21 protein-coding genes are annotated in these 26041 nt (G+C 34.6%); 9 read left to right on the forward strand and 12 right to left on the reverse strand.

The window, feature by feature from the left end; all coding sequences use genetic code 11:
- Nucleotides 1-17: 17 nt before the first annotated feature.
- Both B5X62_RS04560 and B5X62_RS04565 read left to right on the forward strand, forming a co-directional pair.
- Nucleotides 18-860: an alpha/beta hydrolase family protein gene (locus B5X62_RS04560; RefSeq protein WP_079666214.1), complete on the forward strand. Its 843-nt coding sequence runs from the start codon at nt 18-20 to the stop codon at nt 858-860.
- Nucleotides 861-1007: 147 nt separating this feature from the next.
- A complete protein-coding gene (locus B5X62_RS04565; RefSeq protein ID WP_079666215.1) occupies nt 1008-1475 on the forward strand; it encodes a Dps family protein in 468 nt (155 codons plus the stop codon).
- A gap of 99 nt (nt 1476-1574) precedes the next feature.
- Here the strand turns inward: B5X62_RS04565 and B5X62_RS04570 are convergent, their stop codons facing one another.
- The 8 genes from B5X62_RS04570 to B5X62_RS04605 all read right to left on the reverse strand — a co-directional run bounded on the left by B5X62_RS04570 (nt 1575) and on the right by B5X62_RS04605 (nt 10278).
- Complete coding sequence (locus B5X62_RS04570) at nt 1575-2759, reverse strand: hypothetical protein (RefSeq protein ID WP_079666216.1); 1185 nt, start codon at nt 2757-2759, stop codon at nt 1575-1577.
- A 24-nt stretch (nt 2760-2783) separates the two neighbouring features.
- A complete protein-coding gene (locus tag B5X62_RS04575) occupies nt 2784-3623 on the reverse strand; it encodes a type 1 glutamine amidotransferase (protein WP_079666217.1) in 840 nt (279 codons plus the stop codon).
- 69 nt (nt 3624-3692) lie between these two features.
- The gene (locus B5X62_RS04580) at nt 3693-4796 is read right to left on the reverse strand and encodes a carboxylate-amine ligase (protein ID WP_079666218.1); all 1104 of its coding nucleotides are present in this window, start codon (nt 4794-4796) and stop codon (nt 3693-3695) included.
- 28 nt (nt 4797-4824) lie between these two features.
- A complete protein-coding gene (locus B5X62_RS04585; RefSeq protein ID WP_079666219.1) occupies nt 4825-5781 on the reverse strand; it encodes an ATP-grasp domain-containing protein in 957 nt (318 codons plus the stop codon).
- A gap of 33 nt (nt 5782-5814) precedes the next feature.
- Nucleotides 5815-6525: an alpha/beta fold hydrolase gene (locus B5X62_RS04590; protein WP_079666220.1), complete on the reverse strand. Its 711-nt coding sequence runs from the start codon at nt 6523-6525 to the stop codon at nt 5815-5817.
- Nucleotides 6526-6535: 10 nt separating this feature from the next.
- Entirely contained in the window at nt 6536-7741 is a 1206-nt protein-coding gene (locus B5X62_RS04595) for an ATP-grasp domain-containing protein (protein WP_317041888.1), read from the reverse strand.
- A 19-nt stretch (nt 7742-7760) separates the two neighbouring features.
- The gene (locus B5X62_RS04600) at nt 7761-9158 is read right to left on the reverse strand and encodes a M17 family metallopeptidase (RefSeq protein WP_079666222.1); all 1398 of its coding nucleotides are present in this window, start codon (nt 9156-9158) and stop codon (nt 7761-7763) included.
- Nucleotides 9151-10278 (reverse strand): alpha/beta hydrolase, encoded by a 1128-nt coding sequence (locus B5X62_RS04605; protein ID WP_079666223.1) that lies wholly within the window; start codon nt 10276-10278, stop codon nt 9151-9153. The genes B5X62_RS04600 and B5X62_RS04605 overlap by 8 nt, the downstream gene beginning before the upstream one ends.
- 222 nt (nt 10279-10500) lie before the next feature.
- Between B5X62_RS04605 and glgB the strand changes: the two genes are divergently transcribed.
- The 6 genes from glgB to B5X62_RS04635 all read left to right on the forward strand — a co-directional run bounded on the left by glgB (nt 10501) and on the right by B5X62_RS04635 (nt 20599).
- Nucleotides 10501-12402 carry a 1,4-alpha-glucan branching protein GlgB gene (glgB, locus tag B5X62_RS04610; protein ID WP_079666224.1) on the forward strand — a complete coding sequence of 634 codons (1902 nt, stop codon included), beginning with the start codon at nt 10501-10503 and terminating at the stop codon, nt 12400-12402.
- Entirely contained in the window at nt 12392-13825 is a 1434-nt protein-coding gene (locus B5X62_RS04615) for a glycogen synthase (RefSeq protein ID WP_245797153.1), read from the forward strand. Before glgB ends, B5X62_RS04615 begins: the two co-directional genes overlap by 11 nt.
- 69 nt (nt 13826-13894) lie before the next feature.
- Complete coding sequence (locus B5X62_RS04620) at nt 13895-15163, forward strand: glucose-1-phosphate adenylyltransferase (RefSeq protein ID WP_079666225.1); 1269 nt, start codon at nt 13895-13897, stop codon at nt 15161-15163.
- 186 nt (nt 15164-15349) lie between these two features.
- Nucleotides 15350-17161, forward strand: a complete 1812-nt coding sequence (locus tag B5X62_RS04625) for a hypothetical protein (RefSeq protein WP_079666226.1) — start codon at nt 15350-15352, stop codon at nt 17159-17161.
- Nucleotides 17162-17270: 109 nt separating this feature from the next.
- Entirely contained in the window at nt 17271-18038 is a 768-nt protein-coding gene (locus tag B5X62_RS04630; RefSeq protein WP_079666227.1) for a DUF3108 domain-containing protein, read from the forward strand.
- Nucleotides 18039-18184: 146 nt separating this feature from the next.
- Nucleotides 18185-20599: a DUF5916 domain-containing protein gene (locus tag B5X62_RS04635; RefSeq protein WP_079666228.1), complete on the forward strand. Its 2415-nt coding sequence runs from the start codon at nt 18185-18187 to the stop codon at nt 20597-20599.
- A gap of 51 nt (nt 20600-20650) precedes the next feature.
- Here the strand turns inward: B5X62_RS04635 and pheS are convergent, their stop codons facing one another.
- Nucleotides 20651-21661, reverse strand: a complete 1011-nt coding sequence (gene pheS / locus B5X62_RS04640) for a phenylalanine--tRNA ligase subunit alpha (RefSeq protein ID WP_079666229.1) — start codon at nt 21659-21661, stop codon at nt 20651-20653.
- Between the two features lie 104 nt (nt 21662-21765).
- Complete coding sequence (locus tag B5X62_RS04645; protein ID WP_079666230.1) at nt 21766-22425, reverse strand: YceI family protein; 660 nt, start codon at nt 22423-22425, stop codon at nt 21766-21768.
- 76 nt (nt 22426-22501) lie between these two features.
- Here B5X62_RS04645 and B5X62_RS04650 point away from each other — a divergent pair, with 76 nt between their 5' ends.
- Nucleotides 22502-23440, forward strand: coding sequence for a sulfate/molybdate ABC transporter ATP-binding protein (locus tag B5X62_RS04650; RefSeq protein ID WP_079666231.1), 939 nt, complete (start codon nt 22502-22504; stop codon nt 23438-23440).
- A gap of 174 nt (nt 23441-23614) precedes the next feature.
- Here the strand turns inward: B5X62_RS04650 and B5X62_RS04655 are convergent, their stop codons facing one another.
- Nucleotides 23615-25096 (reverse strand): lipopolysaccharide biosynthesis protein, encoded by a 1482-nt coding sequence (locus B5X62_RS04655; RefSeq protein WP_079666232.1) that lies wholly within the window; start codon nt 25094-25096, stop codon nt 23615-23617.
- A 10-nt stretch (nt 25097-25106) separates the two neighbouring features.
- Complete coding sequence (locus B5X62_RS04660; RefSeq protein ID WP_079666233.1) at nt 25107-25892, reverse strand: FkbM family methyltransferase; 786 nt, start codon at nt 25890-25892, stop codon at nt 25107-25109.
- Nucleotides 25893-26041: the final 149 nt, after the last annotated feature.

Raw genomic sequence — 26041 nt, forward strand, 5'->3', positions numbered from 1 at the left:
AACTTTAAAAATAAAATATGTCCATCGAAATTAACAGAAATATTGTCCTTACCAATCCCGAAACCAAATCATTTTTAGCCGACGCTTATTATAAAAAAAATGATAATAAATTGCCGTTGGTCATTTTAGTGCATGGTTATAAAGGTTTTAAAGATTGGGGTGCTTGGCATTATCTTGCTGAAGCATTTGCTGAGGCAGGTTTTTATTTTGTGAAATTTAATTTTTCTCACAACGGGACGACTTTGGATGATACTTCTAATTTTGCAGATTTGGAGGCTTTTGGTCATAATAACTATTCTAAAGAGATGAGCGATTTAACATTTGTAATCGATTATTTTTCTAAATTACCAGAGGTTGATGCTTCCAAAATTGCTTTAATTGGTCATAGTCGTGGCAACGGAAATGTCATTATACAAGCTGCCGAAGATCATCGTATTAAAGCTTTGGTGGATTTTGCAGGGATTTCGGATTATGCATCGCGTTTTCCTCCAAAAGAAATGTTGCCCGAAATTAAAAAAGCTGGCGTTCTCTATATCGAGAATAAACGAACCAAACAACAGATGCCACATTATTTTCAGTTTTTTGAAGATTTTAAAGCCAATGAAGAACGTTTTACGATCGAGAATGCTGTTAAAAAATTATTGATTCCTTATTTAATAATTCATGGTTCGGCGGACGAAACGGTTAATTTACGAGAGGCAGAATTGCTTCATCAATGGGCAAAAAACTCGGAATTATTGGTTATTGAAAACGGTGATCACGGTTTTGGAAGTTTTGAACCTTGGTCAGAAAAACAAATGCCAAAAGATTTAAAATTTGTTACCGAGAAAACCATAGACTTTTTAAAAGAAAAATTGTAAATATTTCATATGTCTATCGAAAATATAATTGTTGATAGATTTTGTCTTTTTGTTGTTTTCCCTTTTTGAATTAATAAAAGTCTTATTGGTAGGCTATTTGCTTTAGTTTTGTCAAATAAAATTGAATTAATTTAAAAATAAAATAGTATGAAAATTTCAATCGGATTAGATGCAAAACAAATTAAGGATAATGTAAAAGCGCTTTCTGTACTTTTAGCAGATGAACATATTCTTTATACGAAAACTCGAAATGCACATTGGAATGTTGAAGGAGCAGATTTTCACGCAATGCATGTCTTTTTTGAAAGTCAATATGACGAGCTCGAAGAGATTATCGATGAGGTTGCAGAACGTATTCGTCAGTTAGGACAAATGGCGCCAGGAAGCCTAAAAGACTTTGTACAGTTAACAAGGTTGTCAGAGAGAAAACTTAGTAAAAATGACAGTCAGTCGTTCATCAAAGCTTTGTTAGAAGATCAAGAATCTGTGATATCTTACATTCGTGAAGTTGTTGCAAAAATGGATGATTCTAAAGATTTCGGTACAGAAGATTTCTTGGTAGGACTTCTCGAAAAACACGAAAAAATGGCTTGGATGCTAAGAGCGCATTTATAAAAGTAATGTGATTAAAAAAGTATAATAAAAAAACGCCGCATAAGTAATGTGGCGTTTTTTGTTATCATTGAAAAAATTCAGTTGTAATTTAATGGAAAATTATTTCACAAACAAGGCAAAAGAGCTTCCTGTCCACATTTGGTCGGCTTTATTAAAATCAACATTCGCCATGTCGGACTTGGTCATTCTCACCAAATTATTAAGATAAGTTGGGAATTCGTCGCCAGGTTTCCAAATGAAAAGCATTCGGATTTCACCTTTTGCATAGTCGCCATTTGGATCACGGAAAACTTCCGCATACTCTACTTTTTTCTGTAAAATATATTGAGAAGGATCATCGAGTTGTGCTAAAGTCTCTTTAGTTGGATGTAAGTTAATACCACCACCAGCAAAGGAATATAAAGGTTTTAAGACATATTCTTCAATATTTTCATCACTCGGAAATTCGTTGGCGTAATAGCTTTCTGGGATGTAAGTATGTTCCAAAAGAGGCAATACATATTTCGAAATTTTATAAAACCAATTTGGGTGTGTTACCCATTCTACATCGACATCTTCACGAATATTAAACTCCGATTCAAAACCTTCGATTTTATCCAATTCGTCCAAGATAATACGGTTGTAGATACGTTTAATTCTAACTAATTCGCCATTATCGTTTTCATAAAAAATCTCGCGACCTCTTTTTTTAACCTTGCTAAGACAAACGGTTTTTATGTGTAAAAGATCTTCTGTGATTTTAAAATCAATTTTTGTTTTTTGACGTTCAGGATAGACTTCGAGAAGAATGACATTTTCTGGATTTTCGTCACCTACGATAACTTCCTTCATAATCTCGATAAGTTGATCGTACGGAATACGCTGCGATAACTCTGACAAAAATGGAAAAACTTCAAAAACAACATCTCGATGCAATTCTTCAAAAGCATAAAGAGATGGGAAAGCTTGTAACTCGATTAACTGAGGCATTGGCTTGCCATCGGCGCCACGACAAATACCAAAATCGATGCACAAAAAGTGCGGCTTGTCTGTATCATTTGGCACGAAACAGTTTGCTGGAATAGCTTTATCAAAAACCTCTTTTGGAATTTTATTAATTTGTTCCAAAATAGATTCGGCAGCGTACAATAATTTTTCTCTAAAAGAATAGGGCAGAAAAACTGGCGTTTCGCAAAGGCGAAAACCTGTGTATTGTCCAGTTTTTTCGTGTATCATCTCCTTCATCAACTCGTATTTTTCGTTGGTGAATTCTTGATTGAATTGATCTCTATATTTAGGTACCATTTGTGTTTTGTTTTTAAAAGTTAATTAATCCAAACTATGAGCTAGTGCTTGCAAAATTTTGTCTTGAGCCATTTTTAAGAAACTCGGCAAAATTTCTTTTTGTGTCAAAATAATTTTGTCTTCATCATCAATTCTATCCACGGTTTCCAAATATTTTTCCATACCGAAGTTGTTGATCATCGCTTGTTTGTTAGATTCATCTTTTAGATTTTCTAACATGCCTGCAGGATTAGCTTCTGGATGGAATTGAGTCCCGAAAATCTCATCCGAAAAACGAATCGCCATCAATGCTCTTTCTAATTGGATATTCGGACGCATCTTTTCGATTGCGACAACCTTCATTCCCATTTCGTTTAACTTATCATCGTTTGGTTCGATGCATTGGTATGAGCGCGAATCCACGGCGTAGAAAGGTTCTGGCAGATTTTTAAATAAAACTTCTTGCTCGCCTTCCTCTGTTTTATGGATTGGCATCACACCAAACGAGTAAGATTTTCTTTTACAAACATTCGCCAACTTCCAATTGATAACCGCTAATTGGAATGAGTGACAAATCAAAAACAAGTATTTTTTGTCTTCGTTATTTTTGTTGTAATCCCAAATTCCGTTTAAGAAATTAGCGTAAGGTGCTTCCCATGCAAAACCTTCTTTGTGGGGATTTCCGGGACCACCTGACGAAATGAAAACATCAAAATCTTCAATATTTGGCATTTCGTTTTTATAACGAACATCGAAAACTTTGATGCTGATTTGCTCTGAGTTTGTATTTTTAAAATTTTCAGAAATCTGAATAATATTCGCCAATCCTTGGTTGGGGAAATTGTTATTCATATCCAAAATTGCGATTCTAACTGCTTGATTCATACTGCAAAAAATTTATGCAAAGTTAAGCAAATATTAACAAATGGCTTTTCAAACGTCTTTAAAGACTGGCTAAATGACATTTTTTTCGGTTTCGAAAATCATGTAATCAACAACCGCTTTTAGGTCGCCGCCACTTTCATTAAAGACTTGTAGCTGTCGATCTGCGCCAGTTCCCATTTTTAAAATTTCTCGCGAATATTCAACTTCTTGACGACAATCTAGCTCGTCCACCACATCGTCGATAAACAGTAAAAGTTCGTCCAATAAATCGGAATACGGAACACTGGTTTCTTTTCCAAAATCGATTAAGTTAGCGTGGATTCCATCTTTAGAAGCACGCCATTTATTTTCAGAAATCATCAATCTTCGATAAGATCGGAAGCTGATATTTTGTTGATGCATTTTGTAGATTTTCGCCACCAAACATTGCATAATAGCTGCCATACAAACGGTTTCGTCAATCGTTAATGGCATGTCGCAAATCCTAAATTCTATCGTTGGATAGAATGGATGGACACGCAGATCCCACCAGATTTTCTTAGCATTGTCTATCGTTCCTGTTTTAATCATCAAATTAACATAAGCATCAAACTCTGCAACACTACTGAAGTAACTCGGAATCCCGGTTCTCGGAAACTTTGCAAAAACTTCTTGACGATAAGATTTGAAACCGGTCAAACGACCAACCCAAAACGGCGAATTGGTAGACAAAGCGTAAACGTGAGGCAAAAAGTAACGCATCACATTTTGGATTCGGATGCCTTCTTCTCGATCAGGAATGCCGATGTGTACGTGTAATCCGAAAATAAGATTAGAACGTGCAACATCGCCCATGTCGTTTACCAACTTGTCATAACGAGCATCTTTGGTGATGACATTATTCTTCCAATGCGAAAATGGATGTGTGCCACCTCCCGAAACGCGAAGTCCTTGCTCATGCGCCACTTTTACAAGATGACGACGAAGATTGGTAAGCTCTTCTCTGGCTTCTTTAACGTTTTGACAAATGCCAGTTTCCATTTCGACAACGGATTCGTGCATCTCGTGTTTTAGGTTTTCGCTGAGAAGTGTTTTTCCGCCTTCAATGATCTTGGAAACATGTGAAACCAAATCGCGTGTTTCGGCATCGATGATCTGGTATTCTTCTTCAACTCCTATCGTAAATCTGTGCATAGTTTGTGTTTTTGATGTTAGAAAAGCTCTATTTTTTAACAGAATCTTTCACGAAATCGCCCCAAGAAATATTAGGTTTTCCAGAAACAAATTCTTTGGCTTTTTCGATGGCTAATTTCGCAGAATGTTCCACAATCCACTGGAAGTTATCTTCACCAACGGAGTTGCGATCGGCGTCTGGCGCAGGATTACAGAAATCGATTGCATAAGGAATTCCGTCTCTTACAGCGAATTCAACTGTGTTAAAATCATATCCTAAAGCTTCATTAATTTTTAAAGTATAATCATGAATGGTTTTTAGAATTTTTTCTAATTGTTCGCCTTCGTATTTAGACTCGGTTACGTAACGCAAATGATGTGGATTACGTGGATCGTAAGGCATAATGTGAACATACTTTTTGCCCAAACAATAAACACGATAATAATCTTCGAAGACAATTTCTTCTTGAACCATCATCACTAGTTGTTCAGTTTCTGACAATTTATTCCAAAGATCATCTGGATTTTCAACTCTGTAAACATTACGCCAACCGCCACCATCATGAGGTTTCATATAAGCAGGGAAGCCAACATAGTTAAAAATATAATCCCAATCGTGCGGGAATTTTAAGTTTCTAAATGAAGTTTCTGACGTGTTAGTCGGTCTTTCGTGTGATGGAAGAAGAACTGTTTTCGGAACTGGAATTCCGATTTTTGTCATCAAGGCATTATTGAAAAACTTTTCGTCAGCGCTCCACCAAAAAGGATTGTTGATGACATAAGTTCCATTAACAGCGGCATTCTTAAGATAAGCACGATAAAAAGGAACATCCTGAGAAATTCTGTCAATAATCACAGCATATTCGTAATCTGCACCTTGCTCTAGTTTGTCAATCATAACGGGTTCTGCGATAATTTCGCCGTTACCTAATTCGTTTACTTTATCTATAAATGCCCATGGAAACGTGTCTTCCATACCAAATAATATTCCTACTTTCTTAGCCATAATTGTACTTTTTTTATGTGTTTTTAAAATGATTTAATTAAAATAATTTGAGATAAATTTTGGGAAAACCATGCGCCAAAGTGGCCAATCGTGGTTAATCCATTTGGCTTCGTCGTACCAAAAATTAATAGATTTTGTTGCTAAAATAGCCGCCATTTTTCGAGTCTTATCAAGACAAATATCTTGGTCAGAAGTACTTAATACTATGTGCATATGTCGATATTTCCAAGCTTCATCATTTGGCATAAATTCTTCTGGACAATTGAAATACACCAAATTATCTTGATAATTATCCATAAAACTTCTAATCGAAAAAGCGCCAGACAAACAAAATAAATGCGATACCAAATCTGGATATCTAAATGCAAAGTTAGAAGCATGATAACCACCAAAACTGCAACCAGCAACAGCTACACGATGTGTCTGATGTAATTTTTGGATCGAAGGCACAAATTCTTGCACCAAAAACTGAATGTATCTTTCGTAGTTTCGGATGCGTTCTGCGGGTGATAAATGGTCCGCATAAAAAGTGTCTTTGTCAATGGTTTCGACATTGTATAACTTAACTTTTCCATCATCTATAAAACTGGAAATGCTTCCATTGAGATGAAAATCAGCATTCTGAGTGTAAGAACCTTGCGAGGTCGGAAACATAATGATAGGATATCCAAAATGTCCTGTAATTTCGATTTTTAAGTTTCTCCCCAAAATGTGAGAATAATATTCTGTATGTTCGATTTGCATTTTTGTGAGTTTAAGAGGTTGGTTTTTCTGTAGGTGGTAAAATATTGAGGATGCTTTCTGCGATAATTTCTGAGGCGCAGTCGAGATCTTCAATAATTTGTTGTTCAGATTCGGATTTAAAAACGATTCCGATGTGATTGTCAATGGATAAAAATTTGAAAATCTGTGGACATTTAAAAATCGAAGTGTCAGGATTTTTTTCCTTTGCTAAAGCAATTAAAAGTCCAGCAAAAAGATTGGATTTAATCTCTACTGAATAATCATTTTTGCGTAATAAAGCATCTTCCAATCTTGCCCATTCTCTCCAAATATTAACACCAGTTGCGGCTTCTATCATATCCGGAATGTGCGCACCACCAACTCGTGATGAGGTTTCTAGGAAGTAAAATTGTCCATCATCGCCGAAGATAAATTCGCTATGAGTTGCGCCGTTTTTAATTCCAAATTTTTCTAAAACTTGTTGGTTGATTTTTAAAAGTGCTTTTGTAAAATCCGAATTTTGATCCAAAGTCCTTGTTGCAAAAACTCCACCTTCGTGCGACACTTTCATCGGTGGTGATGTATATTGCGAACAACATGCAAAAACAATTTGATGTTTATAAACGAGACAATCGACATGATAAACTTTCCCTGGTTTAAAACTTTCTAGGAGAAATTTGTAACGTTCTTCTTTTAGATTTTCGATGGCAGTCCATAGTTGCTCACGATCTTTTATTTTTTTAATCCCACTTGCAGATGCTTCAGATCGAGGTTTCAAAACCCACGGACCTGGATGTTCTTCAATAAACTTGTTTAGTTTAGCATCATTAAATATCGATGAAAATTCAGGTACATTAATATCGTTATCCAAAGCTTGTTGACGCATCGCCAACTTGTCACGGAAATAACGATGTGTCGTCTGTCCCATGCCTGGGATTCTGTATGTTTCGCGAATCATTGCTGCTTTTTCGACATCGTAATCGTCCAAAGCAACAACTGCATCCACCTGATGAATTTTCATTAAATAAGAAAATCCTTGTACAAGATGTTCGAGATTCCAAGTTGAAGGTGCAATCTCCGACATATAATAGACTTCGTCGATCGCATGCCAAGGCCAGTCTTTGGTTTTTAAAGACTCAGAGGTAATCAAAATGACTTTGTTGCCAAGTTTTTTAGCTTCATCAATAAAGTCAAATCCTTTGTAGTAACAGGATATACAGACAATAGTTTTTTCCATCATATTGTAATTTGTATCATCAATTATAAGTTTTGAAAAGTTGTGCTAGCAAGTGTACGCCATAGCCAGTTGCCGCTTTATCTTTCGCATATTCGACATTTCCGTAGGCGACACCAGCGATGTCAAGATGTGCCCACGATGGATGATCATTGATAAATTGTTCCAAAAATTTTGCAGCAACAATACAGTCGCCAACAGGTTTTAATGAAATGTTTTTAAAATCGGCAACATCCGAAGTTATTTCAGATTTCCAAACGTCCCAAAGTGGAAGATTCCAAATTCTATTTTGACTTTTTTCGCTTGAAGATTGTAGTTTTTGATTAAGTTGCTCGTCGTTACAAAAATAGGCGCCACAAGTGTTTCCGAACATTCGTACGCTGCTTCCTGTTAAAGTCGCAAGGTCAATAAGATGGTCCAATTTGTAATTTTTGGTGATGTAAGAAAGACCGTCGGCTAATGTTAATCGGCCTTCGGCATCGGTATCAATAATTTCGATGGTTTTTCCGTTGTAGGCTTTTACGACATCACTTGGTAAATAAGCTTTTTCCGAAACTGCATTATCCGTTATTGGTAAAACCGCAACGATATTAATTGGAAGTTGCATTTCCGCAGCATAGATTAATGCGCCAATTACCGCTGAAGCGCCTCCCATATCGCTTTTCATGTAGTGAAGATTTGCAGAAGGTTTAATAGAAATTCCACCTGTATCAAACAATACGCATTTCCCAACAAGTCCAATCGTCGGAGCAGATTTTTTAGAACTTTGATATTCTAAAATCGTGAACGCCGCGTCCATCGCACTTCCCTGATTAACCGCTACAAAAGCACCCAAGCCTTTTTTAATCGATTCTTCGCGATTGTAAGCTTTGTATTTGAGTTTATATTTTTTTGAAATCTCTTTTAAAAATGAAGAAATATCATCAACCTTCTTTTGATTGGCGGGTTTGTTAAGCCAATCCATTCCAGCGAATTGTCCTACACAAAGGGCTTTCGCATCTTTTATAATGGCATTAATCGTTTTTTTGTCTTGTTTTGATGTCTCAATTTCAAAATCAGAACTCCAAAAAGGATGTTCATTTTTGAATGGATATTGATAAGTCCCTTGGAAAAGTCCAATGATAAAGGCTTCTAACTCGTCGTCTGTTAACTCATTTTTAATAACAAGTTTTTGCGCAAGAAGAGATTTTCGGTATTTGTAAGAAAAACTTTTTCCGATGTCTAAAAGATTGGCAGTTGATATTTTCTTTCCAAAACCAATAAAATATTGAACGGAATTTTCCTCTGCACTCACGAAAAATTCTTTCTCTTCCGCAGAAAAAAATAGTTGAATATTTTTTGGAAAATCAGCTTTAGAAATTGACCAATCTTCGGTTGTATAAAGTTGTATTGTTTGTTGTATGCTATCTTTTTTAGCCATTTTTTTCAGTTGTAGAGGTTTGTTTTTTTATTGTAGTTGGATCTTCAAGCGTATCATAATACAGCCATTCTATCGCTCGTGGAAATTCTTGCGACCAATAGAATTCTTGATGTGTTCCTTCATCATTAATGCTTGTTTTAGTTTCAAAATTAAAATAATCTTGCAGTTCCCAAGTTTGTAAAGCGGTTTCGAATTTTTCTATTCTTTCAACCATTTGCGAACCTTCTTTTGCGCCGCCGTAGAGATAAACTTTGGTGTAAAAAGCTTTGCTAAATTTCATCAACGGAAAATCATTATTCGGCTCTACCCAAAGCGATGGCGAAAAAATCATCAATTTGGAATAGACTTCAGGATAAAGAAATCCCGCATAGATGCTGATGAGTGCACCTAACGAACTTCCTCCAATACCTGTATTATCGCGATCTTTTTTGGTTCTATAATTTTTGTCAACAAATGGTTTAAGAGTATCCGTTATAAATCTTAAATATTTTTTGCCTTCTGCACCTTCGGTAACTTCTTCGTTGTCAAAAATATATTCTTTTATTCTGTCATTATTACCGTGTTCTACGGCAATCACGATGAGATTTCCTCGTCCGTATTCTGCTAACAAAGCTAGTTTTTTGTCGATTTCCCAATTTCCAAAAGCTGAACTTTCATTAAAAAGATTTTGTGCGTCTTGCAAGTACAAAACGGGATAATCTTGTTCGGTTTCGTGATAATTGTAGGGAAGAAGCGCCCAAACTTTGCGTGTTTTGTCCAATTGTGGACTGTAGAAAGCTTCATCTATTAATTCTACGTTTGGGAAAAATTCTTTTTTGAAAGGTCCCCAATTGATACGCCATTTTTCGACTTTATTATTTGATTCTTTATCTGTTTTTTTTACTTTTTTGTTGGCTGTAATGTTGTCGTATTTGTCGATTTCAACGTTCCCCCAACCTCCTTTTGTGAATTTATACTCTATGATATCAGGCAATTTTTCATCGGCGATATCTATGAAATAATGTGCATTGTCAATTTTTGTCATTTTAAAATTTGGATCTTTCGGATTCCAAGCGTTAAAATTTCCTGTTATGTAGACATCGCGATCATCTTCATCCAGCGTCATCAGGTTAAACTTCATCTTTTCGTTCGTGTTAATGACTTCTAATTTATGAAATATTTCAACATCTTTAACATTTGTGTAATAATTAATTGTAAAATAATTGTTTTGTTGTTTAATGTTAAGTGAATGTGATTAAATGTTTAAAAACTCTAAATATTGATTTGTGTTAAAATTTAACTTGTCAGTTTCTAATTAATGATTAACTTGCTATAGTTGTTAACGACTTCTAATAGCTTATTTATGTCAAATCACGATGCATTTTCTTTGTGGACAGAACTGGATGTTTACTTGTTTCGAGCGGGTAAACATTTTAAGCTTTATGAAAAATTTGGTGCGCACGAAGCTGTTGTTGATGGCGAAAATGGAATTTATTTTTCTGTATGGGCACCCAATGCAAAAGAAGTTTCGGTTATTGGTAATTTTAACAATTGGAAACACAGTAAGAATTTTTTGACTGGACGCTGGGATCAGTCGGGGATTTGGGAGACTTTTATTCCTAAACTTAAGATTTCGGATGTTTATAAATACAGCATCAAAACTCAAAAAAACGAATTTTTAGAAAAAAGTGATCCTTTTGCAGTTAAGATGGAACAAGCGATGCAGGCAGGATCGGTGATTGCATCGACTTGGTATGCTTGGCACGATGAAAAATGGTTGCTAAAACGCCAACATATTCCTGTGATGAAAACGCCGATTTCCGTCTACGAAATGCACCTCGGATCTTGGCGAAAAAATAAAAATAATCCTGACGAGTTTTTAACTTATCGTGAAATTGCTAGCGAATTAATTCCTTATGTTAAAGAAATGGGGTTTTCGCATGTCGAATTTATGCCTGTGATGGAATATCCTTATGATCCAAGTTGGGGTTATCAGATTACTGGCTTTTATGCGGCTTCGTCGCGATTTGGAGCACCGACGGATTTAATGTTTTTAATCGATCAACTTCATCAAAATGACATTGGCGTTATTCTCGATTGGGTGCCTTCGCATTTTCCTGGCGATGCTAACGGTTTGCATAGATTTGATAGTAGTTTTCTTTATGAACACGAAGATCCACGCAAGGGATTTCATCCAGATTGGAAGTCGTATATTTTCAATTATGGACGACCAGAAGTCAAATCTTTTTTGATAAGTAATGCGATGTTTTGGTTGGATCGATATCATGCGGACGGACTTCGTGTTGACGCGGTAACTTCGATGTTGCATCTTGATTATTCCAGAAACGATGGCGAATGGGAGCCTAATATCCATGGTGGAAATGTGAATTTGGAAGCCAAATCTTTTCTTCAAGATTTTAATTTAGCAGTTCATAAAAATTTTCCTGATGTGGTGACTATTGCTGAAGAAAGTTCGGATTTTCCAAAGTTAACGAAATCGGTTAGCGAAGACGGAATTGGTTTTGACATGAAATGGATGATGGGTTGGATGCACGACACTTTGGATTATTTCAAAAAAGATCCTGTTTATCGTAAATTTCATCAAGACTTGGTGACTTTTACGAGCCTTTATATGTTTAATGAAAACTATATGATGCCGCTTTCGCATGACGAAGTTGTGCATGGTAAAAGTAGTTTAATTTATAAAATGGCTGGCGACGAATGGCAGAAATACGCCAATCTGCGAGCCTTGTATCTTTATATGTTTACAAATCCAGGCGCCAAACTTCTCTTTATGGGAAGCGAATTTGCGCAAACTAATGAATGGAATTTTGAAACGCAACTCGATTGGGATTTATTAAAATATCCGATTCATGCACAGTTGCAATTATTTGTTAAAGAATTAAATAAAATTTATTCCCGCGAAAAAGCTTTATTTGAATTAAATTTTGACAAACATGGTTTCGAATGGGTTAATGGAGACGATCGCGATCACTCGATTTTTATCTATTTAAGGAAAGGAAAATCTAAGTCGGAGAAATTAATGATTATTCTTAATTTAACACCGAATAGCATGGATTATCAAGTTGGTGTTGATGATAAAAAATGGAAAATATTACTAAATTCTGACGATAAAAAATTTGGAGGAAGTGGCATTATTCCAAATATTAATAAAATACTTTCTAAAAAACTAATGGGAAGAGCTTATACAATGGATTTGCGATTGCCGCCTTTGTCTGGTTTAATCCTAAAAAATGAACATTAAACATATCAAAAACTTTATGAAAATTTTTCACCTTTCTATGGAGTGTTATCCTGTTGCAAAAGTTGGCGGACTGGCTGATGTGGTGGGCGCTTTACCGAAATATCAAAATCAAATGGGTTTGGATGCCAGTGTTGTGATGCCTTGGTACAATAATGCTTTTGTATACGATAACCAGTTAGAAGTTGTTTTTGATGGTTTTATTCATCAGGCTGAGCGGATGTATCAAGTTATCGTTCATAAAGAAATAAATAGAAAACTCGGTTTTGACTTATATTTAGTTAAAATTCCGGGACTTCTGGATCGCGAAAAAGTCTATGGTTATGATGATGAATCCGAGCAATTCATCGCTTTTCAGCACGGTGTTTTGCATTGGTTGTCCGCGATGGGGATTCGCCCTGATATTTTGCATTGTCACGATTATCACACAGGTTTGGTGCCTTTTATGATTGAAAATTGTCCAAGTTTTAAATTTATGAAAGGTGTTAAAACCATTGGCACGATTCATAATGGCGAATATCAAGGCAGTATGAGTTGGGAAATGTCCAAGTATCTGCCTTTTTTTGATGCCAGTAAATTTGGACTTCTAGACTGGAATTCGAGGATTAATCCGATGGCTGCGATGATAAAATCTAGCCACGCTTTTAATACCGTTTCTAAAGGTTATTTGGAAGAATTATTTTCAAGTTTTCAAGGTTTAGAAAGTCTCATGCATCAAGAAGCGCAGAAAGCCTTTGGAATTATTAACGGCATCGATACCGAAGTTTGGAATCCTAAAACCGATCCGATGATTGAAGCGCATTTCGATCTTAAAAATGCCGAAATAGGAAAATGGAAAAATAAAGTTCAGATTTGTGAAGCTTATGATCTTGATCCCAATTTGGCTTTGTTCGGATTTATTGGAAGATTTGCTGGTGAAAAAGGTGCAGATCTGCTGCCAGAAATAATTTCTCAAGCTATTAAAGAAAGCGATGGCAAGCTTAATATTATTGTTTTAGGTTCTGGAAATCCATATTTAGAGGCTTCACTACGAGAGCTTAAGAAAGTTTATCAGTTTAATTTTGCGCTAGATTTGGGGTATAAAGAATATTTGTCGCACCAGATTTATGCTTCGGCAGATTTTCTTTTGATGCCTTCGCGCGTGGAGCCTTGCGGACTTAATCAAATGTACGCCATGCGATATGGTACGATTCCTATTGTGAGATATACAGGCGGTTTGAAGGATACTGTAGAAGATATTTCGAGTGGCGGAAGTGGTTTTAATTTTACCGATGCTAATGCCGAAAGTGTTGTCCATGCGATGCAAAGAGCTTTAACAATTTTCGAAAATAAAAAAATGATGAAAATGTTAATAGAAAATAATATGAATTTTAATTTTTCTTGGGAGAAATCCGCTGAAAATTACTTATATTTATACAAGTACTGATTTGAAAATCAGACATCAAATCCAAATTAAGAAATCCAATTTCTTGACATCAAAAACACGACTTATAATATGAAAGCAAATGTAATCTCCATAGTGTTGGGTGGTGGACGAGGATCGAGATTGTTTCCTTTGACCGATTCTAGATCCAAGCCAGCTGTGCCAATTGCGGGAAAATACCGCCTTGTTGATATTCCGATTTCTAATTGTCTCAATTCTGGCTACAATAGGATTTTGGTTTTAACGCAGTTCAACTCGGCGTCGCTTAACTCACACATCAAGAATACATATCATTTCGATACATTTAGCAAAGGTTTTGTCGATATTTTGGCAGCTGAACAAAATGTTGAAAATGACCAATGGTACCAAGGGACGGCTGATGCGGTGCGCCAATCTATGAAACATTTGACTAAATATGAGTACGATTATATTTTGATTTTGTCAGGCGATCAATTATACCAAATGAACTTCCGTGAGATGATTGATTTTCACGAAAAAAATAATGGTGACATTACGATTGCGACAATCCCAGTTAATGCGAAAGATGCAACAGGATTTGGGATTTTAAAATCTGATGAAGACGGAAATATCACCGACTTTACAGAAAAACCAAGTGCAGATATTTTACCAGAATGGAAGTCGGAAGTTAGCGAAACTAATAAACGCCAAGGCAAAGATTATCTTGCATCGATGGGGATTTATGTGTTTTCAAAAAATGTGTTAAGAAAACTTTTCGCTGAAGGTGAAGGTGACGATTTTGGAAAAGATTTTATTCCTCAGGCGATTGGTCAGTATAAAACTTTGAGCTTTCAATACGATGGTTATTGGACAGACATCGGTACGATCGAGTCTTTTTATGAAGCCAATTTAGATTTAGCTCAAGATTTACCGCAATTTAATTTGTTCAGTTCTTCTCCGATTTACACAAGAGCAAGGATGTTACCGCCATCAAAAATTAATGGATCTTATGTCAGTAAAGCGGTTTTTGGGGACGGTTGCATTATTTTGGCAGCAAAGATTGAGAATTCGATTATTGGTAACAGAACCCGTATTGATAAAGGAACTACTGTTGTCAGTTCATACATTATGGGTGCCGATTATTATCAAACAACCAACGAAATTGTTGAAAATGAACATCAACAATCACCCAATATTGGGATCGGGAAATTCTGTTATATTGAGCGCGCAATCTTAGATAAAAACTGCCAGATAGGCGATAATGTCCGTATTATTGGAAGTAAAAATCTTCCTGATGGCGATTATGATACTTATTCGGTAAAAGACGGAATTGTCGTCGTTAAGAAAAATGCGGTCATCAAAAGCGGAACTCAAATTTCTTAAATTATCAATTTTACATCATTTTTGAATTTATTTTTCAAGAGTTTAAATTAGATTTTCCTGCGAAATAACAGGTGTTATTCATTGCATATAAATGTGAGATGCAATAAATTTGTGAAAATTAAATAAAAGACTTATTTGTATTTTATTTAAAACAAATTAAAAAATCTAATAAATAACAATTGATTAATGAGTAACAAATTAGTGCATAATTTTCACATTCCTGTAATGGGATTGGCTTATACCATCGATAGTCCAATACGTGTTGCGCAATACGGGATTTCTTCGGTCGTGTCGATAATTGATGACGAAATTATCGAAAAGATGAGAGCGTTTTATAGTAAAAAATTCAATTTTAATTATGAAACAATTACCAAAAAAGTTGAAGATTACAGAGCCGAAAGAATCACGGCTTATCTTGACATGATGGACGAAATCGTCACCAAAAAATTTAATGCTTTTAAAGATGATTTACAAAAAAATAAAGAATCACTAAAAAGCTTTACGGACATGTTACCAAGCTCTTCTGATCTTAAAACTGGTCTGCAGAATATCCTTAACAAAAAAGGAGATTGGGCAGATGCTATAAAAAATCTTTTGGAAACAAAATTGTCACCTGGCGAAATTGATGTTAACATTATGACAAAAGTGGACAAAGATAATTTTCTAAAAAACGAAGCTTTACCAACGATGTTTAATGATGCGCATGCGTCTTTGCGAGGTTTTGCAAAAAGTAAATTATCATCTTCTGTTGTTTTTTCGGCGGGGATGAATCCAAGGCTTTACAGCTATCTTGAGGAGTTTGAAGATTTTTATCCAGATGAAAATGGACACTTAAAAAAGAAAATTATTCTTAAAGTTAGCGATTTTCGTTCGGCGATGATTCAAGGGAATTTTTTAGCAAAAAAAGGACTTTGGGTTTCAGAATATCGTATAGAATCTGGACTTAACTGTGGTGGACATGCTTTTGCAACAGAAGGGATTTTGTTGGGACCAATTATGGAAGAATTCAAACAAAAAAAGAATGAACTACAAGCTTCTTCTCATGCTTTAATGCAAAATGCGCTACAGCAAAAATCGAGACCGACTTTGGCAGAAGCTTTAGATATCAAAATTTCTGTACAAGGTGGTATTGGGACGGCAGAAGAACATGAGTTTTTATTGTCCAATTATAATGTCGATACAACAGGTTGGGGTTCTCCGTTTTTGTTGGTTCCCGAAGCAACATCTGTGGATGAAGAAACTAGAACATTACTTGCTAATGCGAAAGAAGCGGATTTTTATTTAAGTAATATTTCACCTTTGGGTGTTCCTTTTAATTCTGTTAAAGGGACAACAAATGAATTGATTAAAGAAAAAAATAGTTTAAGAAATCGATTTGGAAGTTCGTGTCCAAAAAAGCTATTGGCGTTAAGTAAAGAGTTTTCACCAGAAGGAGTTTGTACAGCTTCTAAAAAATATCAAGACATAAAATTAGCAGATCTCGAAGCACAAAAAGACAGCCTTTCTGAGCAACAATATCAGAAAAAACGAAATGCGATTACAGATAAATCTTGTCTGTGTGTCGGTCTTGTAAATTCTGCTTATTTAGAACAAAACATCGAAATAAAAGGCGAGAAGCAAGGTGTTGTGGTGTGTCCAGGTCCTAATCTTAGTTATTTTGATAAGGAAGTGTCTTTATCGCAGATGATTAAACATATCTATGGTTATGACAATATTTTGGCGGATACCGAGCGACCAAATATTTTTGTTAATGAACTTAGATTATACGTGGAATATTTAAGAAACGAAATCTTTGATTTTTCGGAAGATATTACCAAATCTCAAATTAAAAAATGGGAAAACTTTAGAGATAATCTATTGAAAGGGATTTCGTACTATGAAAATTTGTTTGACGAGACTAATTTTTTCAAAAGCAATGTTTCGAAAATTAAATCGCAACTAGCTGATTACAAGTTAGCAATATGTTCTATCGCAATACCAAAGTTAGAACTAGCTTAAAGATTTTGTCTCTTTTTTATAAAGCCTTTAGATTTTCAAATTTAAAGGCTTTATTATTTGTCTTATATTTGGCAACGTTTTTGTCTATTAACTAAGCAAATATAAAAGGATGAAAAAATTATTGCTATTATTTTCTATGGTAGTTTTTGCGCTATCGTCGGCTCAATACGATAATATTAATGCCGGAGAAAGTCTTACGTATCGTATCCATTACGGTTTTTTAACGGCTGGATCAGCAACTTTGACGACTTCTAATGCGACGCTTAACAACAAGCCTTACTTCTATGTAAAAGGTGTTGGGCAGACAAGTGGCGCGGTTAAAGCTTTTTTTAAAGTAAACGACGTCTACGAGAGTTATATTAATCTTTATGGTCAGCCTTATTTTTATGTGAGAAATGTTGCAGAAGGTAGCTATCGTCAACATTTGCAGAGTACTTTTAATCACGTTAATCAAACCGTTTATTTGGTTGATAAAAAAAATACCGATCGTCCCGCAAAGACGATTAACACAGCAAAAGGTGTTCAAGATATGTTATCTAGTTTCTATTATTTAAGAAATTTGGATGACGATCAATTAAAGGTGGGGAATGTTATCAAAATGAATGTTTGGATTGATGACGAGATGTTTCCGTTTCAGTTGAGAATTGCGGGTACAGAAAACGTTTCGACAAAATTTGGAAAAATTAATTGTCTTAAAATCATTCCATCTGTAATGAGTGGGCGTGTTTTTAAAGAAAAAGAAGGTGTAACACTTTGGGTGTCAAATGACAAAAATAGAGTTCCGATTCTTATTAAAGCGGAATTAACTGTTGGTGCGATTAAGGCAAGTATTGATAAGATTGCAGGGACAAAATATCCAGTTAATTTTCAGAAATAAAAATTTAATCTAAATATTTTAAAAATTAAAAGTCGAAGTAATTCGACTTTTTTTATTTGTAAATCAGTGTGTTAGTGTTTTGTTTTAAAAGTGATGTAATAAAATTATCACTTCGATAGTCTAATTGTTATAACTAACACACAACTATGAAACGTCATTTTTCATTAGGATTTTGTCTTTTGATTTCCGCGCTGTATTTTGGACAAGAAACTAACAATACTGACAATATCATTCGGAAAAAAATGTCCACTATCAAATCTGATGTGACGCCGAAAATTGATGGCGATATTTCGGATGAGGTTTGGGCAAAAGTGCCAATAGCAACGGATTTTATCGAACGCAGTCCGAATAACGGAAAACCCTCGGAACAAGCTTTTAAAACCGAAGTTAAAATGCTTTACAACGATTTGGGATTGTACGTTATGATGAAAATGTACGATCCTGAACCTTCTAAAATCGCAAAAGAATTAACTGAACGCGACGGGATTTCCAACGATGATTTTGTAGGTTTGACGCTTAACGGTTACAATGACAAGCAGCAAAGTCTCGAGTTTGTAGTAACTGCGGCGGGTGTACAATATGATGCTAAATTAACAACAGATGGCGAGGATGATTCTTGGAACGGCATTTGGCATTCGGAGGCTAAAATTACGGAAGACGGCTGGACTGCGGAATTTATGATTCCGTTTTCGGAATTGCGTTTTCCTAAAAAAGATGTGCAAGAGTGGGGGATTAATCTTTTCCGAAAAGTACAACGTACGAATGTTTTTTATGACTGGAATTTTGTGGATAACAAAAAGAATTCTTACACGTTATTTGATGGTGTTTTAACAGGCATTGAAAACATAAAACCACTAACCAGACTTAGTTTTATGCCTTATTTTTCGACTTATGTTAACCGTTTTGATGGTGAAACAACGACCAACTTTAATGGTGGAATGGATGTTAAATACGGGATCAACGATGCCTTTACGTTCGACATGACTTTAATTCCGGATTTTGGTCAAGCTAATTTTGACAATTCAATTCTTAATTTAACACCGTTTGAACAACAATTTACAGAACAACGACCTTTTTTTACCGAAGGAACGGAATTGTTTAGTAAAGGAAATTTGTTTTATTCAAGAAGAATTGGAGGCTCGCCTTCAGGAGAAATTGAATTAAAAGATGATGAAAAAATCACTGAATTTCCTGCAAAAGTGAAACTTTTTAATGCTTTTAAGATTTCTGGTCGTACCAACAAAGGCTTAGGAATTGGGTTTTTCAACGCGGTGACGCAAAAGATGTTTGCAACAATAGAAAATGAAACAACTGGAGAAATTCGTAAAGAAGTTGTGGAACCTTGGGCAAATTATAATGTGTTAGTTTTAGACCAAAGATTTAACGAAAATTCTTCTGTAAGTTTGATTAATACGAGCACTGTGCGTGACGGAAGTTTCCGAGATGCGAACGCGACAGGTTTGCTTTGGTCGATTAACAACAAAAAAAATACGTATAATTTTTACGGAAATCTGCGTGGAAGTTGGGTGATGACTGAAGAAACAAAATTTGGGACTAAAAATCAATTCGGATTCGGAAAAATTGATGGTAAACACCGCTTTGACATCAATGCTGGGATTACGACGAAAGATTGGGATATTAATGATTTGGGATTTTCGACCATGACCAATTTCGCCAATTACAATGCGTGGTACGGTTACCGATTGTTGCAGCCGTCGAAGCGATTTAATAAAATATTTTTGAATTTTAATGCACAATACTATCAACGATTATCACCTTTTTTGTATAACAATTTTGTGTTAAATCATAATAATCAGTTTCAAAATAAAAAGTTTGAAAATTATGGTTTTGGGGTTGAAGCAACGCCTTTTGGACAAAAAGATATCTACGAACCTCGTGCAGAAGGACGATTCTTAAATGTTCCATCGTATTTTGATTCTTGGATTTGGTTCGAAAGTGATAGTCGTAAAAAATTTCAGTTTAATATTAATGTGGATTATTACGCTTATAATGAGAAAGCTCGGAATCTGGTGTCAACAAGTTTGATTATGCGTTATCGTTTCTCTGATAAATTCAATGTGTTTTGGCAGATTCAACCGAGTTTTAGTAATAATGAAAAAGGTTATGTGGGCAAGGATGATTCTGGAATCTACATTGGACGACGTCAAAGAAACACCTTGGAAAATAGTCTTAATTCTAAGTATACATTTAATAACAAAATGGCTCTAAGTCTAGCATTCCGACATTATTTTTCGGATGTTACTTACAAGCAATTTTATACACTCGACAACGATGGCGATGTGACGCCGACTAATAATTTCATTAAAAACCTGAACGGAACGTACAACGCTTGGAACATCGATCTGCGTTACAGTTGGTGGTTTGCGCCAGGAAGTCAGTTGACTTTTTTGTATAGAAACGCCATTCAGAATTATCTTAACGAATCGCGATTGGGTATGAAGAATAATTACAATCAGTTATTTGCAGAACCTGCTGTTCACAATTTTTCGTTAAAGCTGACTTACTATTTAGATTATAATCGTGCTAAAAATTGGTTTTAAATTTTAAAATAAAACAAAATAAAAAATCCACCAACTTGGTGGATTTTAATTTTATAAAGATTTAAACTGATTCAGCATTCTTACATCATTTTCGAAGAACATTCGGATGTCACTCATTTGATAAAGTAACATAACAATTCTTTCGATTCCCATTCCGAAGGCAAAACCACTATATTTATCAGCGTCGATATTAACGTTTTTAAGAACGGCAGGATCCACCATTCCGCAACCCATAATCTCTAACCAACCTGTACCTTTTGTAATTCTGTAATCGGTCTCAGAGTTAAGTCCCCAATACACGTCAACCTCTGCACTTGGCTCTGTGAAAGGGAAGTACGACGGACGCATTCTTATTTTTGATTTTCCAAATAACTCTGTTGTAAAGTATTGGATGGTTTGTTTAAGATCTGCAAAGCTTACATTTTCGTCGATGTATAAACCTTCAATTTGGTGGAAAATACAATGCGAACGAGACGAGATTGCTTCATTTCTGAAAACTCTACCCGGTGACAAAATACGAATCGGTGGTTGATTTTCTTCCATGTAACGCACTTGTACAGACGATGTATGCGTACGAAGCAAAGTGTCAGGATTGGTATCGATGAAGAAAGTATCTTGCATATCTCTCGCTGGATGATACTCTGGCAAGTTAAGCGCCGTAAAGTTATGCCAGTCGTCCTCAATTTCTGGACCATCAGCAATGGCAAAACCGATAGAACGGAAGATTTCGATAATTCTGTTTTTAACAAGGTTAATCGGATGTCTCGTTCCTAATTCTAAAGGAAAAGCAGGTTTTGTAAGGTCGTCTTTTATGATGTTAGATTGGCCTTCAGAAGCATTTTTAAGATCTTCCAACTTCGCAGCAACGGCTTGTTTTAGGCTGTTGATTTTTTGACCAAAATCTTTTTTCTGATCGTTAGGGACTTCTTTGAATTTTTCAAAAAAGTCGTTCAATACGCCTTTTTTTCCGTTGAATTTGATGCGGAATTGTTCGATTTCTTCTTTTGCCGAAGAACTGAATTGTTCTACTTCAACCAATAATTCATCAATTCTTTCTATCATCTTTTAGGTATAATTATAAGTTGCAAAATTACAAATTTTATCCTTATTTAAAACAAAAAAATCTGCCAACTATGGGCAGATTTTATATTATTTTTAAATAAAATTTATTTCTTTTCGATGGCTTTCATCAACATTTGGATGTTGATTTCATCTTTTATTAAACCATTAGCTGCAGGAATTTGGAATTTGATACCAAACTCTTCACGACTAATATCTTTAGGTTCTGTCGCAATTTGCAATTCGCCTTCGCCAGTTTTTACGTTAGCATTAAAACTCATTGGTTTTGTAATCCCTTTTATCGTTAGATTACCATCCAAAACTGTGTTGTAATCGCCTCCAGCTGGTGCTTCGCTCACTTTTGTAATTTCGTATGATGCCGTCGGGAATTTTTCTACATCGAAGAAGTCAGCACTTTTAAGGTGACCATTTAGTTTTGCAGATTCTTCAGCATCTTTGATGTCGCTATTAGTAAGCGTGTTAAGCGCTACCACAAATTTTCCGCTTTCTAATTTGTTTTCGTTAATTGTAACTTCACCATTTTCAAATTTAATAGAACCAAAATGGCTGGTATTATCCGTTTTGAAAACTTTAAAACCTTTCCACTCAATCTTACTATTCATCGTATCAACAACATAGACTTGTCCTTTTTTTGTAGTTAGGACTTCATTGCTTTCACTCGTTACAGGCTTATCTTTTCCACAAGAGATAAGCGTTAAAGTAATCGCCAACGCAGCTAAGCCGCCAAAAAACAAATTCTTTTTCATTTTAAATTACAATTAAGACATTATTTTGCTAATATAACAAATTTAATCAGTATTTTAAAATCTGTAATTTTGCACAATGCTTTTAGAGATAAACAATTTAGAATTCAGTTATTTACCAGATCAAAAGTTATTTCAGGACTTTAATTTTTCTATGGAAGAAGGACAAGTTATTGCTTTGGCTGGCGAAAGTGGATGCGGAAAATCAACATTATTAAGTTTGATTTACGGACTTCACGATTGGAGAAAAGGCGAAATTATTTTCAATGGAAAAAAATTAAAAGGTCCAAAAGGAAATCTTGTACCAGGAGAAGCAGATATGAAGTTAGTAGCGCAACAATATGATTTGATGCCTTATGCCACGGTTTTTGATAATGTCGGAAAATTTATCTCAAACATTAATTTAAAAGCTAAAAACGAAAAGGTTACAGAACTTCTAGAAGCGGTTGGGATGGAAGATTTTGCAAAAGTTCTTCCTAAAAACCTGAGTGGCGGACAGCAACAACGTGTTGCGATTGCGCGTGCTTTGTCTGTAACTCCGAAATTGCTTTTACTGGACGAACCTTTTAGCAATCTAGATACATCGCGTAAGTTTGAGCTACGAGATAAGTTTTTTTCTTTGGTTAAAAATTTGGGACTTTCGGTTATTATTTCGACACACAATTTAGAAGAAATTATACCTTGGGTTGACAAAGTAGCGATTCTTAAAAATGCAGAAATTTTGCAATATGACAGTCCAGAATTGATTTATCAACAGCCTACGAATGAATATGTTGCTAAACTTTTGGGTGAAGTTAATGTCTTTGAAGATTCAGAGAAAATTAGGTTGAATTTGGATAAGAATTTCTATTTTCCACAACAGATAAAAGTCGCTGATCAAGGTCTGGAAGCGGAAGTACAAGAAAGTCGCTTTGCAGGTTCTTTCTTTTGGAATAAAGTTAAGCTAGATGATAAAGTCTTGATTATTCATACTTTAGAAAAACTCGAAGGTAAAATATTGCTAAGTTTCTGTGGATAAAATGTTGATAACTTAATCTACGGGAAATGAGAGGATTACAAAAATTAATTCTAATTTTGATGTAAGAATCAAGGAAATTTTTGGTTAATTCTCTTTCTGCCTTTTTAGGACGATATTAGCTTTCTCTAGGCAATTAAGTCCTTCGAAAGTTGACCCTGCCAAACTTTTCCTTTTTTATTTAAACTTCGTTAAACTTCTAAAGAAATCTTTGTTAAGATATTTATCCAAAGGATAGATTTTCAAAAAGTGATTACCAATCATTAAAATTACAAGAACGATACTCGGTTTTAAAAATAAATTCAAAAGACTGTTTGAAAAATTTGGTGTAATAATCGCTACTGTAATCGCTATAAAACTTAAAACCAAAGCGTAAAGCATCTCCATACTTAAAGGAAAAACTTTGAATTTTTGATAATTAAAAATGATTTTGATAAGGTTGAAGATCGTTAACGAAATTGCTGTTGCTATTGCTACTCCTATTAGGTTTAAGTTAGTGTATTTTATGAAAACTAGATTTAATCCAATTGTCAACGCAGCTAGAATGAGCATAACAATAATATTAAAACGGTAATATTTTGACAAAGAAATTATATGGCTGTTGAATCCTGTTGCTAAATCAAAAATAAATGCGGAACCTAAAATCCAAACCACGGGTTCTGCTTCTTTTAGTAAAGCACCATTTTTGATCAAATCTGTTAAATATGGAAAGCCAACTAAAATACATGAGAATAAAACGAGCCCAAGAAAGAATAAAGTTAAGGATGTTTTCTTATAAAAACGATCAAGTTCTTTGTAATCCCCTTCTGCAATGGTTTTATTGATAATTGGTGCCGAAATATTGAATAATCCCATTTGAGGAATATTAATAATGGTAACGATGGACAGAACGGTACTATAGATTCCGTTGGCTTCATAACCAATATATTCTGCTATCATTATATTGTCAATTCTTGTAGCTAAAAAATTTCCAATATTACCTAAAAATCCAAAAAAACTATAACTAATTATTAACTTCCAGAATTGGTCTTGTTTAATATAATCTAAACTGAAATCTGGTTTTATTTTTTCAAGTTTATTGGCATAAATTAAGTATCCAAAAAAAGTTAAAATAAACATTCCTAAGAAGAAGCTATAAGCAACTCTCTGAGAAAACATGAAATAAAAAAATAGGCAAAAAGCACCAATATTGGCTATTTTTGGAACAATGTTTTCGAATATATTTGGTATAACAATACGTTTGTAATTACTAATATATTTGTTAAGAACTGCAGAAAGTGCCAATACTAAAATAAGTGGTAATATGATGGATTTCATTTCCCATGATTTAGAATCTTTAAGGCTAGGAAAGATTTCACATACTAGAAAAAATGCTGCGACAAATATTATGAAATTTAAGATAATACCAACTAAGGATAAACTTAATAGGTTATGATGTTTTCCGTCTTGATTAGCCTGATGGAAAAATTTGACATTAGAAAAAGATAAACCAAACACAACAATCGGAAGAAGCATTTCTGCTGCAGGAAGAATTAGACGTAGCTTACCATAAAAAGCCATGTCATTGGTGAAAATAAAAAAAGTAGAAAAGATCCCTAGTAAGGTTCCCAAATAGCCAATAATGGAATATTTTATTCCTTGTCGTGCGACAACACTCATGTTTTAGTTATTAATTCGGTATGAAAATAATATTATTGATGTAAAATTGATAATTTTTGACATTATCAGCGTTTTGCAAAAGTATGAATTCTTCAGTTAGTCTTTTTAAAGTCAAAGTTTCGCGATCAAGATAATTAGCAGAAAAACCCCAACTTTCAATTTCTGAAATCAATGACCAAATCGGTTCGTTATGATGGCGTTGTTCCATCTCAACCATCAATGTAGGTCGATGTTTTAGGATGGTTTGTTTTGCGCCTCGTAAAGTTTTCATCTCGTTGCCTTCAACATCGATTTTAATAAAATCAATTTTAGGTGTGTTAAGATTAAGGTCGTCCATTTTCACAACTTGCACTTTTTGAAGAATCGTATTTTCCTCATCTTTTTCTTTAAGTTGCGTTTGCAACGTGCCGCGACTGTGTACTTTTTGACCTTTTATAACAGGGATTTTAAATTCTGCGGTTACGTTTTCATCAGACAATGCTGAGGAGAAAACATGCATTTTAGGAAAAAGTCTTTTCAGACGATCATTAAGTTCGGGATTTGGCTCGAATGCGAAAATGTTTTTCGGTTTAAGATGATTTTCCAAAACATAAAGATAAGCACCAACATTAGCTCCAATATCAACAAATACGGCGTCTTTGTTAAGAAAACTTTTAATCCAAAGAAACTCTGGTTCTACTTTTCTTTCGATAATATTGGTTGGATTGAGATTTTTGAGTTTTTTAAAATAACGGGATTTATAAAAACTAGGAGACAAATATTGCAGATATTCTGCGAGGTTGCTGTATGCACTCATGGATGTTCAAAACATTTTGAAAGTATCAAAGATGATACTTTTATAGCATATATTGGTTAAATATTTTTAGTTTTTCTTTAATTAAATTTTTAAAAATTGATTTTAGAAGCTTGAGGGTCAATATATTTTTGTTAACAAAAGTTTATAAA

This window comes from Soonwooa buanensis (assembly GCF_900167905.1).
In the GTDB taxonomy this organism is placed as follows: domain Bacteria; phylum Bacteroidota; class Bacteroidia; order Flavobacteriales; family Weeksellaceae; genus Soonwooa; species Soonwooa buanensis.